The 14,374-nt window shown below is 74.2% G+C and carries 15 protein-coding genes and 1 pseudogene; 7 read left to right on the forward strand and 9 right to left on the reverse strand.

All coding sequences use genetic code 11. The annotated features are described in order from the left end of the window. Positions 1-290: 290 nt before the first annotated feature. From rpsR to rpmG, 4 genes are read right to left on the reverse strand one after another with little or no spacing between them, the layout of a single operon-like run. The gene (gene rpsR, locus ACZ5TL_RS24535; protein ID WP_451110351.1) at positions 291-524 is read right to left on the reverse strand and encodes a 30S ribosomal protein S18; all 234 of its coding nucleotides are present in this window, start codon (positions 522-524) and stop codon (positions 291-293) included. A 6-nt stretch (positions 525-530) separates the two neighbouring features. Then, entirely contained in the window at positions 531-1,742 is a 1,212-nt protein-coding gene (locus tag ACZ5TL_RS24540) for a CobW family GTP-binding protein (protein ID WP_468592367.1), read from the reverse strand. Positions 1,743-1,746: 4 nt separating this feature from the next. Beyond that, on the reverse strand, positions 1,747-1,995 hold the full coding sequence (locus tag ACZ5TL_RS24545) for a type B 50S ribosomal protein L31 (RefSeq protein WP_468592369.1): 249 nt from the start codon (positions 1,993-1,995) through the stop codon (positions 1,747-1,749). A gap of 2 nt (positions 1,996-1,997) precedes the next feature. Beyond that, complete coding sequence (rpmG, locus tag ACZ5TL_RS24550; protein ID WP_030235952.1) at positions 1,998-2,162, reverse strand: 50S ribosomal protein L33; 165 nt, start codon at positions 2,160-2,162, stop codon at positions 1,998-2,000. Positions 2,163-2,227: 65 nt separating this feature from the next. Here rpmG and rpmB point away from each other — a divergent pair, with 65 nt between their 5' ends. From rpmB to ACZ5TL_RS24570, 4 genes are all read left to right on the forward strand, one after another. Beyond that, a complete protein-coding gene (rpmB, locus tag ACZ5TL_RS24555; protein ID WP_031115922.1) occupies positions 2,228-2,464 on the forward strand; it encodes a 50S ribosomal protein L28 in 237 nt (78 codons plus the stop codon). Further along, positions 2,464-2,769 carry a 30S ribosomal protein S14 gene (rpsN, locus tag ACZ5TL_RS24560; protein ID WP_062928325.1) on the forward strand — a complete coding sequence of 102 codons (306 nt, stop codon included), beginning with the start codon at positions 2,464-2,466 and terminating at the stop codon, positions 2,767-2,769. Before rpmB ends, rpsN begins: the two co-directional genes overlap by 1 nt. 134 nt (positions 2,770-2,903) lie before the next feature. Further along, positions 2,904-3,440, forward strand: coding sequence for a hypothetical protein (locus tag ACZ5TL_RS24565; RefSeq protein ID WP_468592371.1), 537 nt, complete (start codon positions 2,904-2,906; stop codon positions 3,438-3,440). 169 nt (positions 3,441-3,609) lie between these two features. Further along, entirely contained in the window at positions 3,610-4,149 is a 540-nt protein-coding gene (locus tag ACZ5TL_RS24570) for a DUF4232 domain-containing protein (protein ID WP_468592372.1), read from the forward strand. Between the two features lie 7 nt (positions 4,150-4,156). On the opposite strand, the gene ACZ5TL_RS24575 is transcribed toward ACZ5TL_RS24570, so the two are convergent. Next, positions 4,157-5,257: a DUF2786 domain-containing protein gene (locus ACZ5TL_RS24575; RefSeq protein WP_468592374.1), complete on the reverse strand. Its 1,101-nt coding sequence runs from the start codon at positions 5,255-5,257 to the stop codon at positions 4,157-4,159. Between the two features lie 110 nt (positions 5,258-5,367). Here ACZ5TL_RS24575 and ACZ5TL_RS24580 point away from each other — a divergent pair. Next, positions 5,368-5,616: pseudogene (locus ACZ5TL_RS24580) on the forward strand (LysE family transporter); the annotation flags it as partial. Between the two features lie 92 nt (positions 5,617-5,708). After that, on the forward strand, positions 5,709-7,397 hold the full coding sequence (locus ACZ5TL_RS24585; protein WP_468592376.1) for a bifunctional 3'-5' exonuclease/DNA polymerase: 1,689 nt from the start codon (positions 5,709-5,711) through the stop codon (positions 7,395-7,397). Between the two features lie 116 nt (positions 7,398-7,513). Here the strand turns inward: ACZ5TL_RS24585 and ACZ5TL_RS24590 are convergent, their stop codons facing one another. After that, positions 7,514-10,501, reverse strand: coding sequence for an AfsR/SARP family transcriptional regulator (locus ACZ5TL_RS24590; RefSeq protein ID WP_468592378.1), 2,988 nt, complete (start codon positions 10,499-10,501; stop codon positions 7,514-7,516). 345 nt (positions 10,502-10,846) lie between these two features. After that, positions 10,847-11,740 (reverse strand): glycosyltransferase family 2 protein, encoded by an 894-nt coding sequence (locus tag ACZ5TL_RS24595; RefSeq protein WP_468592380.1) that lies wholly within the window; start codon positions 11,738-11,740, stop codon positions 10,847-10,849. A gap of 289 nt (positions 11,741-12,029) precedes the next feature. Between ACZ5TL_RS24595 and ACZ5TL_RS24600 the strand changes: the two genes are divergently transcribed. After that, on the forward strand, positions 12,030-12,911 hold the full coding sequence (locus ACZ5TL_RS24600; protein ID WP_468592381.1) for an AraC family transcriptional regulator: 882 nt from the start codon (positions 12,030-12,032) through the stop codon (positions 12,909-12,911). Between the two features lie 99 nt (positions 12,912-13,010). Here the strand turns inward: ACZ5TL_RS24600 and ACZ5TL_RS24605 are convergent, their stop codons facing one another. Beyond that, positions 13,011-14,054 carry a peptidoglycan recognition protein family protein gene (locus tag ACZ5TL_RS24605; protein ID WP_468592382.1) on the reverse strand — a complete coding sequence of 348 codons (1,044 nt, stop codon included), beginning with the start codon at positions 14,052-14,054 and terminating at the stop codon, positions 13,011-13,013. Further along, complete coding sequence (locus ACZ5TL_RS24610) at positions 14,054-14,353, reverse strand: twin-arginine translocation signal domain-containing protein (RefSeq protein ID WP_468592383.1); 300 nt, start codon at positions 14,351-14,353, stop codon at positions 14,054-14,056. The genes ACZ5TL_RS24605 and ACZ5TL_RS24610 overlap by 1 nt, the downstream gene beginning before the upstream one ends. Positions 14,354-14,374: the final 21 nt, after the last annotated feature.

Raw genomic sequence — 14,374 nt, forward strand, 5'->3', positions numbered from 1 at the left:
GGCGGGCACCGGTCCGAGCAGGGAGAAATGCGCCGGACGCAGGACCCGGGGGTCGTACCGGGAGCCGGTGTCCGGGTCGGCCCGTCGCCGGACCCGCGGTCGGCGGACGGCCCTGTCCGCCCGCGCCGCGTGTGCCCCTGCCGGTCCGCCGGGCCCCGGCGCACGGCGGCCGACCGGGCATCCGGCTGGCCCCGGCGCGTCTCGTGGGTGTGCGCGTACCTCCGGCCGTCTCACGCACATGAGGTCCCCCACGCGTCAAGCGTGGGGGACCTCACCCGGAATGGACGCGTTCAGCGGCTGGAGTACGGCAGCAGCGCCATCTCGCGCGCGTTCTTGATCGCCTTGGCCAGCTGCCGCTGCTGCTGGGCCGACACCCGCGTGACGCGGCGGCTGCGGATCTTGCCGCGGTCGGAGATGAACTTCCGCAGCAGGTCGGTGTCCTTGTAGTCGATGTAGGTGATCCCGGCCTGGTCCAGGGGGTTGGGCCGGTTCTTCACGGGCTTGCGGTCTAGCTTGCGGGGCATGGCGGATCAGACCTCCAGGAGGGTGTCGAAGGCGTGCGGCAGCCGCTGCCAGGCATCGCGCCCGGCGGCGTACTCGGCGTCGGTGAGCAGGCAGGACTCCAGCAGCCGCTCCAAGCCGTCCCGGTCGAGGCCGGGCGAGGTGAAGACCAGGTGCTGGCAGCGGTCGCCGTGCTCGGGGTGCCAGTCCAGCGCGGCGGCGGCGCGGCGCACCGGCGGCACCATCTCCCAGGCCGCGTCCGGCAGGGAGGCCAGCCACGGCCCGGCGCTCTCCACGCACAGGGCCCCGCCCGCCGCGTCCCAGTGGAAGAGCGTGTCGGGCTTGTCGGCGAGCCAGAACCGGCCCCGGCTGCGGGCGGCCGCGCAGGTCAGGTCCTCCAGGGCGGCGTAGAGCCGCTCCGGGTGGAAGGGGCGGCGTCGATGCCACACCAGGGTGGAGACGCCGTGCGCGTCGGCCTCGGCGGGCAGCAGGGCACAGGCCGGGTGCTGCGCGGCGGCCGCCGCCTCGACGTCGAAGCCGGCCAGGGCCGCCTGCGCCAGGGGCGACAGCGGACGCCGGCGCGGGACCGGAACCGTCAGGCCGTCGTCGGCCGGGTCCGCCGGGGCGTCCTGCCCGATCGGGACCTGGCGGGCCGTCGGGTGCAGCTGCGCGAGGAGCTCGCGGTCCTCGTCGTCGGCCTCCGGGGACTCGGCGACCGCGAGGACGGGGGCGTACTCCAGCTGGCGGGCGAAGGTGTCGGCGACCGTGCGCTGGTCGGTGGTGGCGGCGGCGAGTCCGCCGTCGGCCAGGTCGTCGCCGTTGCCGAGGTAGGGCAGGACCAGGGCCGGGTCGACGGCGGTGATCACCCCGGTGACGGTGAGACCGCCGGCCGTGACGACCTCGGCCATGGCCTTGGGCTCGACGGAGTCCCACAGCTCGACGACGGCGAGCCGGGTGCCGCCGGCCGCGGCGTTCTCGGCCAGTCGCTCCAGTTCCGGTACGAGGTCCTCGCGCAGGGCGCAGCAGGCGCAGTCGTTGACGAGTGGCGCCTCCCCCGCGTCGAGGAGGCCGCCGGCGTCCCGGATGGTCCGGACGACCGTGCCCGCGGCGGCCGTCGCCAGGTCGTGGTGGAGGGCGACGCTGCCGGGTACGTCGGCGAGCAGCCGCGCGACGGCCGCCCTGCGGGCGTCGGCGTGCAGCCCGCCGACGATCACGACGGAGAGCCCAGGGGGGACAGCCACCGGCTCAGCCCTTCCTTCCGTACCGGCGCTCGAAGCGCTCCACGCGGCCCGCGGTGTCCAGGACGCGGGCCGTGCCCGTGTAGAAGGGGTGGCTGACGTCGGAGATCTCGACGTCGACGACCGGGTAGGTGTTGCCGTCCTCCCACTCGACCGTCTTCTCGCTCGTCATGGTCGAGCGGGTGAGGAAGGCGTAGTTCGCGGCACGGTCGCGGAAGACGACGGGGCCGTACTCCGGGTGGATTCCCTCGCGCATGGTCAGCGCTCCTCTCGGAAGTCGACGTGGCGGCCGACGACCGGATCGAACTTGCGCAGGGTCAGTCGGTCCGGGTCGTTGCGGCGGTTCTTGCGGGTCACGTAGGTGAAGCCGGTCCCGGCGGTGGACCGGAGCTTGATGACCGGCCGGAGTTCGTTGCGTGCCATGCCGCTATGCTACTGAAAATGAATTCCATTTACATCACCTGAGTCAGAGAGGTACGTCACCACCCATGTCCGCGCACTGCATGCTGACCGGCACCCAGCCGGGCTTCGGCAACCGCATCTCGCACTCCCACCGGCGCACGTCCCGCCGGTTCGACCCCAACATCCAGTCCAAGCGCTACTGGCTGCCGAGCGAGGGCCGGTACGTACGGCTCCGGCTCAGCGCCAGGGCGATCAAGACCGTCGACACGATCGGGATCGAGGCGGCCGTCGCCCGGATCCGGGCCCGAGGGGTGAAGGTCTGATGGCGAAGAAGAGCAAGATCGCGAAGAACGACAGGCGGCAGGAGGTCGTCGCGCGGTACGCCGCCCGGCGGGCCGAGCTGAAGGAGATCATCCGGCGGCCGTCGTCGACGGAGGCCGAACGGCTGGCCGCGCAGGCGGAGCTGCGCAGGCAGCCGCGCGACGCGAGCGCCACGCGCGTGCGCAACCGCGACCAGGTGGACGGGCGGCCGCGCGGGTACTTCCGGGCGTTCGGGCTGTCCCGGGTGAGTCTGCGGGAGCAGGCGCACGCGGGGTATCTGCCCGGGGTGCGCAAATCGTCCTGGTAAGAGGCCGCCCGGGGGCTCTTGACGGGCCCTGGTAACTTGCTGCGATCGTTCCGGTCACGGGGCCGGCCGGGTCCTTCCGGACCGGTCGGCCGACCGGTCGGCCGGTTACAGCTTGGGGGCTTGCAGTGACTTCGGTGATCTTCTCGCGCCGCTCCGGCGCCGTGCGCGTCGCGGCGGCGGCCGCGGGGCTGGCGGGCGCGCTCGTGCTGACCGCGTGCAGCGGCGACGGCGGCTCCGGGGACGACTCGGCGTCCAGCCCGTCCCCGACGGTCTCGGCATCGGCCGAAACGGCCGGTGGCACCGGTTCAGACTCCGGCTCCGGTTCCGGCTCCGGTTCCGGTTCCGGCGGGTCGGCCGCGGGCGAGCTGGCGGGCAACTGGCTCGCGACGACCGGCGGCAAGGCCGTGGCGCTGGTGATCACCGGCAAGCAGGCCGCGCTGTTCGCCACCGGCGGGAGCGTGTGCAGCGGCACCGCGGACGAGGAGTCCGGGACGCGGATGATCCGCCTGAAGTGCACGGACGGTTCCAAGGACCGGACCACCGGCACGGTGGACTCCGTGACCGGGAGCAGCCTGAAGGTCACCTGGGAGGGCGGCCTCGGCGAGGAGACGTACACGAAGGCGGAGGGCGGGAAGCTGCCGACGGGGCTGCCGACGGCGAACCTCGGCTGACACCCGATCCGTCACGGACGGGCCGGGCATCGCCCGCCTTCGTTCCTCGGGTGTCGCGGCCCGTCCGGCGTTCGGGGGAATCGCAGGGGGTGCGTGCCCGTCCGGCACGCGTGTGCGTGATGATCCAGAGGCCCGAAGCCGCGCCCGTTCGACACGCCCAGAGGACCTCATGCGCACCTTGCCCCACACCCTGGCCGCCGCCCTCGCCGCGACGCTCCTGCTGACCGGCTGCGCCGACGCCAAGTCCGGTGGCGACGACGTCAAGAACGCGGACCGGCCGAGCGATACGGCCTGCGCGCTCGGTGACATGGGCGTGGAGGTCGGCGCCGGCGCCGCCCCGGCCGCCGGCGACACCGGCACGGTCACCGTCACGCTCACCAACCAGGGCGCGCCGTGCACGCTGAAGGGCTTCCCCGCCGTGGACCTCCTGGCCGACGACAGCACGACGTCAATCTCCCCGGAACAAGACGCGAAGGCCCAGCCGCTCACGCTCGGCAAGGATGGCACCACGTCCTTCACCATCACCTACGTCCGGGGCGAGGCGGGCTCCCCGAAGAGCCTCCCCGTGCGGAAGGCGTCCTTCACCCTGCCCGGCGCCACCACGGACTCGCACGACCTGACCTGGTCGTACGGTGAGGTCTTCCGGAGGGACGGGGGAGGCGGCGCCGCGCAGGCCTCGGTGAGCGGCTTCGAGTCCTCGGGCGACTGACGGGAGGTCAGCGAAGCGGCGGACGGTGCCGCATCTGCGCCCGGTCCGCCGCCCGCGCGCCCTCCGTCCAGCCCGCCGCGTCGCGCACCCCGCGCAGCCGGGTCGTGGTCGTCTCCGGGAACATGCGGTCCAGCCGCCCGGCGACGGCGACCTCACGGGAGGCGAGGACCGGGAGCAGGTCGTCGGTCGCCTGCGTCTCGGCGGCTGCCGCCAGCCGGGTGCCGAGGCGGTGGGCGTAGGCCGCGAGGAAGGACTGCCGGAACGTCTTCGTACGCTTGCGGCCACCCGCCCGCTGTTCCGCCTCCGCCTTCGTCATCGCGGTCGTGGCCTGCACCAGGAGTGAGGTGTAGAGGAGTTCGACCGCTTCCAGGTCGGTTTCGAAGCCGACGACGGTGGAGAAGCCGAGCGACTCGTTCCACACCGCCCGGCAGTGGTTGGCGTGGGCGACGGCGTCCAGGAGCACTGCCTTGGCCTGCTCGTACGGCGGCTCGACGCCGATCCGGCAGGCCCCGGGCGTCCCCGGTGACGGCGCCCGCGCCGCGAGCAGCGCCTCGTCGACGCTGTGCCGGGCCATCAGCTCCTGCGCCTTCGCGCTGAGCGCCTCGGCCTCGTCCGGGAAGCCGGTCGCCTCCGCCTTGGCGAGCAGGGCGCGGATGCGGGTGAGCATGCGCGACTCGGTCCTGGCTTCCCCGGGCGACTCGTCGAGGGCTTCGAGGGCCGGCAGCCGCAGCAGGAGGCGGTACAGCTCCAGCACGGCGGTGGCGTGCGAGAAGCGGTCGGTGCGGGGCGGGGCGTCGGCGGGCAGCTCCGCGAGCTGGGCGCTCCAGCGGCGGCCGCGGGGCCCGTCGCCCGGTGCCTGAGCCCGTATCAGTGCCGCCACGAGGAGCGCGTGGACGTCGTCCAGCTCGCGCCGCACGACGCGTACGACGTCGGCCGGCTGCCAGCCGCGTCGCCAGGCGGCCGCTACGAACTCCTGCCCGCGCCGGGCGAGTTCGGCGTCCGCCGCCGGGTCGGCGGCGAGCAGGGACGCGCCGGTGTCGAGGGCCGTCTCGCCGGTCTCGTAGAGGGCCGCCGCGAAGGCGCGGTCGACGGTGGTGGACGTGCTCACGGGCCGATGGTGCCACGCCCTCGCGGGCCGCCCGGCACCCGCGGCCTTCCCCCGTCTCAGTCCCCGGAATTCACTGGCCCCCTCGGGACGCGGCTTCGAGCATGGCCCGCATGGTGGACATGTCTCTGTACGCGGCGTTCCTCGTCGCCGCCTTCGCGCTCTGCGTGACCCCCGGCCCCGACATGATGTTCATCGTGGCGATGGGCGGACGGGGCGGGCCCGCCGCCGGGGTCATGGCCGCGTTCGGGGTGGCCTGCGCGATGCTCGTGCACTCGGTCGCGGCGGCCCTCGGCCTGTCGGCTCTGTTCACGGCGCTGCCGACGCTGTACCACGTGCTGCGCTGGGCGGGTGCGGCCTATCGCGCGGGCGCAGGAGAACGTGCTGGACGAGTCCTGCCCCCCGTCGGGCGGCGGCTGGGGGCGTTGTCAGACCCCCCTGGCACACTCGCAGCATGGCCGACCGGTGGGCGCTCGCTCCGGCCGAGGACGGTGGCGTGGACGTCGCCCCCCTCGGGCCTGACGGGCTGCCCGCCGGGCCGGTGCGGCGGGAGGCGGATCCCGCCGCGGCCGTGCGGAGCCGTCCCGGCGTCACGCGGTGGGTGTGGCGGTCCACCGCCGAGGTCTACCGGCGCCTGCTCGCCACGGGGGTGCGAGTCGAGCGGTGCTACGACATCGAGGCCGCCGAGACACTCCTCCTCGGCCATGAGGGGAGGTACGGGGAACCCCGCTCGGCCGCGGCCGCCCTGGCCCGGCTGCGCGGCGGCCCCGTACCGCCCGATCCGCCCCAGCGCCCCGCCGAACCAGGATCCCAGTCCTCCCTGTTCGAGCCGCAGGGCGTCCCCCTCCCCCTGCCGGACCTCCTCGCCGTCTACGCCGGGCAGCACGAGCGGCACGAGCGGGCCGGGCACCCCGGCCGGATGCGGCTGCTGACGGCCGCCGAGTCGGCGGGCATGCTGGTGGCCGCCGAGATGAACCGAGCCGGTCTGCCCTGGAACGCCGAGGTGCACCGCGCGGTACTGCACGACCTGCTGGGCGAGCGGTACGCGGGCGGCGGCGAGCCACGCCGCCTGGCCGAGCTGGCCGAGGAGGTGTCCGCCGCGTTCGGCCGCCGCGTCCGCCCCGACCTGCCCGCCGACGTGGTCAAGGCCTTCGCCCAGGCCGGCATCAAGGTCACCTCGACCCGCCGCTGGGAGCTCGAGTCCGTCGACCACCCGGCCGTGAAGCCCCTGATCGAGTACAAGAAGCTGTACCGCGTCTGGGTCGCCCACGGCTGGTCCTGGCTCCAGGACTGGGTGCGCGACGGCCGGTTCAGACCCGAGTTCCTCGCGGGCGGGACGGTGACCGGGCGCTGGGTGACCAACGGCGGAGGCGGGCTCCAGATCCCCAAGGTGATCCGGCGCGCCGTGGTCGCCGACCCCGGCTGGCGGCTGGTCGTCGCCGACGCCGACCAGATGGAGCCGCGCGTCCTCGCGGCGATCTCCCGCGACCCCGGGCTGATGGAGGTGGCCGGCCGGGAGAGCGACCTGTACCAGTCCGTCTCCGACCGCGCCTTCTCCGGCGACCGCGCCCAGGCCAAACTCGCCGTGCTCGGCGCGGTCTACGGCCAGACCTCCGGCGACGGCCTGAAGAACCTCGCCGCGCTGCGCCGCCGCTTCCCCCGGGCGGTCGCCTACGTCGACGACGCGGCCCGGGCCGGCGAGGAGGGCCGGCTCGTACGGACCTGGCTCGGCCGGACCTGCCCGCCCGCGGCCCGGGGGACGGACGACGCGACGGAGGAGGCCGGCATCCCGGCCGCCGACGAGGAGCGCCCCGACAGCGGACAGTGGGTGCCCGGGTACGCCTCCACCAACGCCCGCGCCCGAGGCCGCTTCGCCCGCAACTTCGTCGTCCAGGGCAGCGCCGCCGACTGGGCCCTGCTGCTGCTCGCGGCGCTGCGGAGGACCTGCGCGGACCTGGCGGCCGAACTGGTCTTCTTCCAGCACGACGAGGTGATCGTGCACTGCCCCGAGGAGGAGGCGGAGGCGGTCGTCGCGGCGATCCGCGAGGCGGCGGACCTGGCCGGGCGGCTGACCTTCGGTCAGACGCCGGTGCGGTTCCCGTTCACGACGGCGGTGGTGGAGTGCTACGCGGACGCCAAGTAGGGACGCCACCCTGCCGCACATAGCAGGCACATAGCAGGCACGTAGCAGGCACGTAGCAGGCAAAAGGCCGGTACGAAGGCGGTACGAAGCCGTCAAAAGGCTGGACAAAGGCGATGTCAGTCGCCGGGAGCCAGCAGCTCGCGGAGTTCCGTGACCACCGCCTGCTCGTCCGTCCCCTCCAGCGTCGCGGGAGCCGAGCCCCACTCCGCCCGTGCCTCTCCGACACGCCCCCGTTCCCGTAGCAGCAGCCCGTACTGGTGGCGGGCGAGACCGCCGGTGCAGCGGTCGGCGCGGGCCTCGGCCCGGTCCAGCAGCTCGGCGCACTCCCGGGCGGCCCGCCCGGTCCGGCCCAGCAGCCGCAGGGCCCGGACCAGACCGAGCCGGGTCCGGGACTCGCCGTGCCAGTCGCCATGGCCGCCCAGGATGCGCAGGCTCTCCTCGAAGTGCGGCAGGGCGGCGGCCGGTTCACCGAGCCTCAGATGGGCGAATCCGATGTTGCGGTGCGCGGAGTGTCGGACGATCACGGCGCCGAGCTCGTCGCCGAGGGCGAGCGAGCGCCGGTGCTGCTCGATGGCGGCCCGCGGGTCGGTGTGCTCGGAGAGGTTGCCGAGGTGGCCGCGGGTGACGGCCTCGCCGTACGGGTCGTTCAGCCGCCGCGCGTACTCCAGGCTCCGCGTCAGCGCCTCCCCCGCCTCGGCGTGCCGACCGAGCCCGTCGAGCAGCAGGCCGCGGTTGCTGAGGCAGCGCCGGATCCAGGAAGGGTGGTCCAGCCGCCGCCAGATGGCCAGGGCGCGGTCGTTGAGGTCGAGGGCCTCTTTCCGGCGGCCGGTGAGGCAGTGTGCTCCGGCGAGGTCGACCAGGGCGCACGCCTCGGCGGCCTCGTCGCCGAGCCGCCGCGCCACCCGCAGGCCGGCCCGTCCGAGCACCTCCGTCTCGGCGACGCACCCCCGGCGGTGCGCGTACGGGAAGATCAGCCGCACGAGTGCGGAGACGAGGCCCGCGCGCCGGTCGCACGGGGCGTCGGCGTGCCGCTCGACCAGGGCGACGATGTTCGCCAGCTCCCGGTCTCCCCAGGCGAAGGCCTCTTCGGGAGTGCCGAAGGCGGCGACGGTGACGTCGGGACCGTCCGGCCGGCTCGCGGTGGGGCGGCGCCGGTCGTCCTGGTCGGGGCCGGGTTCGACGATCGCGACGAGGGCCCGCTCGGCGACGGCGGCGTACCAGCGCAGCGCGGTGTCGGCGGCGTCGGCCGCGTCGGAGCCGTCCCGCTCTCCGGCCAGCTCGCGGGCGAAGTCGCGCACCAGGTCATGCGGTGCGTAGCGGCCGTAGGCGGACTCCTCCAGCAGGGCCACGTCGAGGAGGCGGTCCAGGGCGGCCTCGGTGCGGGGCTCGTCGGTGCCGGTGAGGCGGGCGAGCAGCGGGGCACCGTACGCGGGCAGGTCCAGCGCGCCGATCCGGCGCAGGGTGCGGGCCGCGTCCCGGTCGGCCTCGCGTTCGGAGGCGGCGAGCGCGTCGTGCGCGACGGCCAGGGAGCGGCGGACGCTCAGGTCGTCGTACTCCAGGTGGTGCAACCGCCCTTCGGTGGCGGCCAGTTGACCGGCCAGGGCGTCCGGGGTGAGGGCCCGGCGGGCGGCGAGCCGTGCGGCGACGACGCGCAGGGCCAGTGGGAGGCGGCCGCTGAGCTCGACGAGGAGACGGGCGGCGTCCGTGCCGTCCAGACCGTCGCGGCCAGAGGCGGTGCGCAGGAGTTCGGCGCTCTCCGCGTCCGGCAGCGGGGCGAGCGGGAACCGGGCAGCGCCGTCGAGGGCGGTCAGCGGGGAACGGCTGGTGACGATCACCGCGCACCCGGCCCCGCCCGGCAGCAGCGGCCGGACCTGCGCGGCACTCGCGGCGCCGTCCAGTACCAGGAGCGTGCGGGTCGGCGCGAGCAGGGAGCGCAGCAAGGCCGAGGCGGCGTGCGGTTGTTCGGGGATGCGGCAGGGTTCCGTGCCGAGGTCGCGCAGCAGAGCGGTGAGGGCCTGACCTGGGGTGAGTGGTGTCATGCCCGGGGTGGCACCGTGCAGGTCGAGGTGGAGCTGCCCATCGGAGAAACGTTCCGCCAGATCATGCGCGACGTGCAGCGCGAGTGCGCTCTTGCCGACACCGGCCATGCCGCTGATGACGGCGGCGGGCCGCGGACCGGGTGCCGTGAGGGTGCGGCGCAGCACGTCGCGTACGAGGGCGCGGCCGATGAAGTGAGCAGGAGGCGGCGGCAGTTGCGCGGGCCGGGGCGGCGCGGGGAGCTCACGGCCCGGACGGCGGGCGGACGGCTGGGCGGCATCGTCCCCCGGGCCGGCGTTCCCCGCCGCTTCTCGCAGCACCTCCACATGCGCCGCCCGCACCCCCGGCCCGGGCTCGATGCCGAGCCGGTCGACGAGGCGGGTGCGCAGATCGCGGTGGACGGCCAGGGCCTCGGCCGGCCGGCCGGTGCGGTGCAGGGCGAGCATGAGCTGGCGGTGGTAGACCTCCCGCAGGGGATGCTCGCCGGTCAGCGCCGTCAGCTCCGGGACCAGCCTGTCCAGGCGCGGCCCGCCCAGCGCCAGCTCCGCGTCATAGCGCCACTCCAGGAGCAGCAGCCGTGCCTCGCGCAGCCGCTGCGCGAAGGCGTAGCCGCCGACCTCGGGCGGCAGCCCGGCGAGCGGTGCACCCCGCCACAGCGCGAGCGCGGCGGCGCACTCGCGTACGACCCGCTCCCAGTCCTGGCCGCCGTGCGCGGCCCTCGCCGCGGCGACATGGGCGTCGAACACGTGGACGTCCAACTCACCCTCGTCGACCCGCAGCACGTACCCGGACGGTACGGTCCGCAGCCGCCCGGGCTCGTCGAGCAGCCGCCGCAGCCGGGTCACGTGATTGTGCAGCGAGGCCTGGGCGGAGACGGGCGGGGCCCCGCCCCACAGCGCGTCCTTCAGTGACTCGACGGAGACGACCCGCCCGGCGTCGAGCAACAAAGCGGCCAGCAGGACACGGGACTTGGGAGTCGCGATGCCCCGGGCCTCACCACTGCCCGCAGTGCCGCCCCGGACGTCGTAGAACAGCGCCGGCGGCCCCAGCAGCCCGAACCGCATCATCGCCCCCGTTTCCCCGTACCTCCGCCCCTTGACGGGTTTCCACCCTTGGCCAGCGGAATTCCGCCACCTTGGCCTTCCCCTGTGCCGCGCCGGTCGGCCGCAGCTCGGGCCGTCCCCGCTCCTGGTTCGGCGACTTCAGGCCAATCAGCAGACGACGCAACGGCAAACCGTTGGCCACATGTTAGCGATCCGTTGGCAAAGCCTGATGTGATCACTACATCGGATCTGGCCCGGCGGCGCGCGCGTCTGAACGCGCAGCTCGGGGGAGTGTCGCCGCCGCGGCCGGATCCGGGTCCCGGTCGGCGGAGGTGAACGGCCGGGGCCCACTCCGCCCCCCACGGGACATCAGATGACGGGCGGCCGCCCCAGCCGGGTGAGCCGCCACACCGTGCGCCAGCGCATGGGCCGCCGCTCCCCAGCCGGCTCCCGTACGCCTTCCACGAATCCGCCGAACCACGCGCGCAGCCCGGCACCCGACCGGTTGCGGGCGAGCGTGAGCAGCACCCACACGGCGAGATGGACGGGGACGAGCGCGACCGGCAGCCGGCGGCGGGCCAGCCAGACGCGGTTGCGGGCGTTGACGCGGTAGTAGATGGCGTGCCGGGCGGGCGAGGTCTTCGGGTGCCGCAGCAGCAGTTCCGGCGCGTACAGGATGCGCCATCCGGCGTCCACCGCACGCCACGCCAGGTCGGTCTCCTCGTGCGCGAAGAAGAATTCGGCGGGCCAGTCGCCGATCTCGTCGAGCATCGCCATCCGCAGGGCGTGCCCGCCGCCGAGGAAGCCGGTGACGTACCCGCCGCGCAGGGGGTCCGAGCCGCCGATCCGGGGCACGTGCCGCTGCTGCGTCTCGCCGAGCTCGTCGGCGATGCGGAAGCCGACGATACCGAGCCGGTCGTCGGCGGTGTACAGGTCCCGCACGCGGCGCAGCACATCGGGATCGACGAGCAGTCCGTCGTCGTCCAGATCCACCACGACGTCGATGTCGCCGAACTCCCGCAGCCGCGCGAGGGCCGCGTTGCGCCCGCCGGGGCAGCCGAGGTTCTCGTCGAGCTCGACGAGGGTGACCTCGCCGGGCAGCGACAGCCGCCGGGCGAACTCGGGCAGCGGGCAGCCGTTGCCGACGACGACGATCCGCTCGGGCGGCACGTCCTGCTTGGCCACGGACTCCAGCAGGGCCTCGACCTCATCGGGCCGGTTGCCCATGGTCACCACGGCGACGGCGATCCTGGGCGCCCTCATGTCCTCACCTCGTCCCGGTCAGCAACTGACGGTGTGCCGGGCGATGCTAGCCGTTCACGACGAGGACCCGTCGAATCCGCCTGCGGGACGGCGGTTCGCCTACGCCGTTCAACGGAGGCGGCACCGAGCGGCCCCGAGGCGGCACCGGACCGGTTCGTCCACGCCGTTCAACGGAGACGGCACCGAGCGGCCCCGAGGCGGCACCCGACCGGACCGGGCACAGGATGTCGGGTGCGGGCGAGCGCCCGCTGCCTAGCGTGAGGGTACGAAAAGGGAAGGAGGACCGGGCGTGCTGGAACGGCTCAACCAGACCATGGCGCACATCGAACGCCACCTCGACCAGCCGATCGACGGGGCGGACCTGGCGCGTACCGCGTGCACCTCGGAGTACCACCTGCGCCGCATGTTCTCCGCGCTGGCAGGCATGCCGCTGTCGGAGTACATCCGCCGCCGGCGGCTGACCGTGGCGGGCGCGGAGGTGCTCGGGGGGCGCGAGACGCTGCTGGAGATCGCGGTGCGCTACGGCTACGGCTCGGGTGAGGCGTTCGCCCGGGCGTTCCGCGCGATGCACGGCGTGGGCCCGGGCGAGGCCCGGCGCACCGGCGCCGCGCTCGTCTCCCAGCCCCGGTTGACCTTCCGCCTCACCGTCGAAGGGAACAGCAGCATGCAGTACCGCGTAGTGGACCGCCCGGCCTTCACGGTCGCCGGCTTCAAGAACCGGGTGCCGCTCGTGCACTCGGGCCCGAACCAGGCGATCATCGACTTCGTCCGCGGGCTCGACAAGCAGGCCCTGGAGCACCTCGGAAGGCTCTCGGACCAGGAGCCGAACGGCATCGTCGCGGTCTGCGACGACCTGGACCCGAGCCGCGCCGCGGGCACCGAACTCGACTACTACCAGGCGGTGATCACCGCGGCGGCCACCGGGCCGGACGCCCCCGAGGGCATCACGACCCTGCCCGTCCCGCCCGGCACCTGGGCGGTCTTCACCACCTCCGGCCCGGCACCGCGGGCCATCCAGGAACTGTGGCGCGAGGTGTTCACCGAGTGGTTCCCGTCCACCCCCTACCGCAGCCGCCCCGGTCCGGAGATCCTGCGGACCGACCTGTCGGCGGACGGGACGAAGGCGGATGCCGAGCTGTGGCTGCCGGTGGAACGGGATGTGCGGACCTGAACGCGGCCCGGCACCGCGGCATCGAGATCTGACGCACCCGGAACGACGACGACTGCCGAGTCGGGCGGGAGCACCCAGGCCTGCGGACCAGTGGCGGTCTCAGACCGGCGGCGCCGTCCACGCCGCGTACCACGTGGCCGGACCCACGACGCCGTCCGGGGTCAGGCCCTGCTCCTTCTGAAAGGCCACGCACGCTTCCCGGGACCGTTGGTCGTAGACGCCGTTGACCGGTACGTCCCGGTCGCGCTCTCGCATGCGCCTCTGCCAGGCGCGCACCCCGGGGTGCACGGTCCTCGGCGGCGAGGTGAACAGGACGCCGGGCCAGTCCGGCGTGGCGGCCCCGCCCGGGGCGCCGCGGTGGGAGGCAGCCGTGGTGACCGGCGCTGTCCAGGCGGCGTACCAGGTCTTCTCGCCGACGACACCGTCGACCGTGAGGCCCTTCTCCTGTTGGAAGGCGAGGCAGACGCGCCGGGACTGCTCGCCGTAGGCACCGTCCACGGTGATGGTCCAGCCCCGGTCCTTCATCCGCTGCTGCCAGGTACGGGCGCTGGAGTGCACCGTCACCGGCGGGTAGTGCAGCAGAACGCCGGGGAACGGCGGTACCCCGGGCTGCGGCGGGTCCGTGGGACCGCCGGACGAGCCCGGCTCCATGGCGGACATGTGGTCGCCCAGCCTGCCGGGGCACTCCGTGGCGAGGAACGTCTTGTGCCCGGTGATGCCGGCCGCCGCACCGCCCACGCTGCGCAGGCGGGCGATCGCGGTGCGGAAGCCGTCGATGAGGTCGCTGGTGACCGTGTCGTACGAGCTGGAGGTACCGCCGACGAGGCCGCAGACGGCGTAGTAGCGGTCGTTGGAATCGTTCGTGCCGTTCGCGGCGGTCCTCACGCCGACACCGCGGCCCTCGTAGACCGAACCGTGGACGCAGACCAGGTAGGTGTAGGCGATGTCGTCCCAGCCCCTGACGTCCATGTGGTGGTTCTGGATGCCGCGTACCTGCCCGGCGCAGCCGCTGTGGCTGCCGGCTGCGAATCGGGTGGCCCCTGTGTGGTGGACGGCGACTCCGCCCCGTGCCGGGTCGATGTCCGCGGACGTCTTCTTCGGGGCCCGGGCGCCCCACTGGGCGCGGGGGACGAAGGTGGCCATCAGTGTCTGCCTCCAGAGGCTCCGGCGGCTCCCGCGGTTCCGGCGGCTCCGGTCGGCAGGCCGCATTCGACGGTCGCGTTCAGCGGCTCCCGGGACACACCGTCGGCGTGGTCAGCTGCGGACACCCGTGGGATACGGGCGTCGGGGTGGTCCGGGCTGGTCACCACCGGCAGCTCGGCCGCGTCCGCGGCGTGGGCGGGGCCGGTGCGGATGACGGGCAGGGCCGCAGCACCGGCGCCGACGACCGCCGCCCGCCCGGACAGCTCCAGGAATCCGCGGCGCGTGGTGTGATCGATCAACTTCTCCCCCTGGCATGTCAC

This window comes from Streptomyces sp. NPDC033136, from assembly GCF_055578235.1.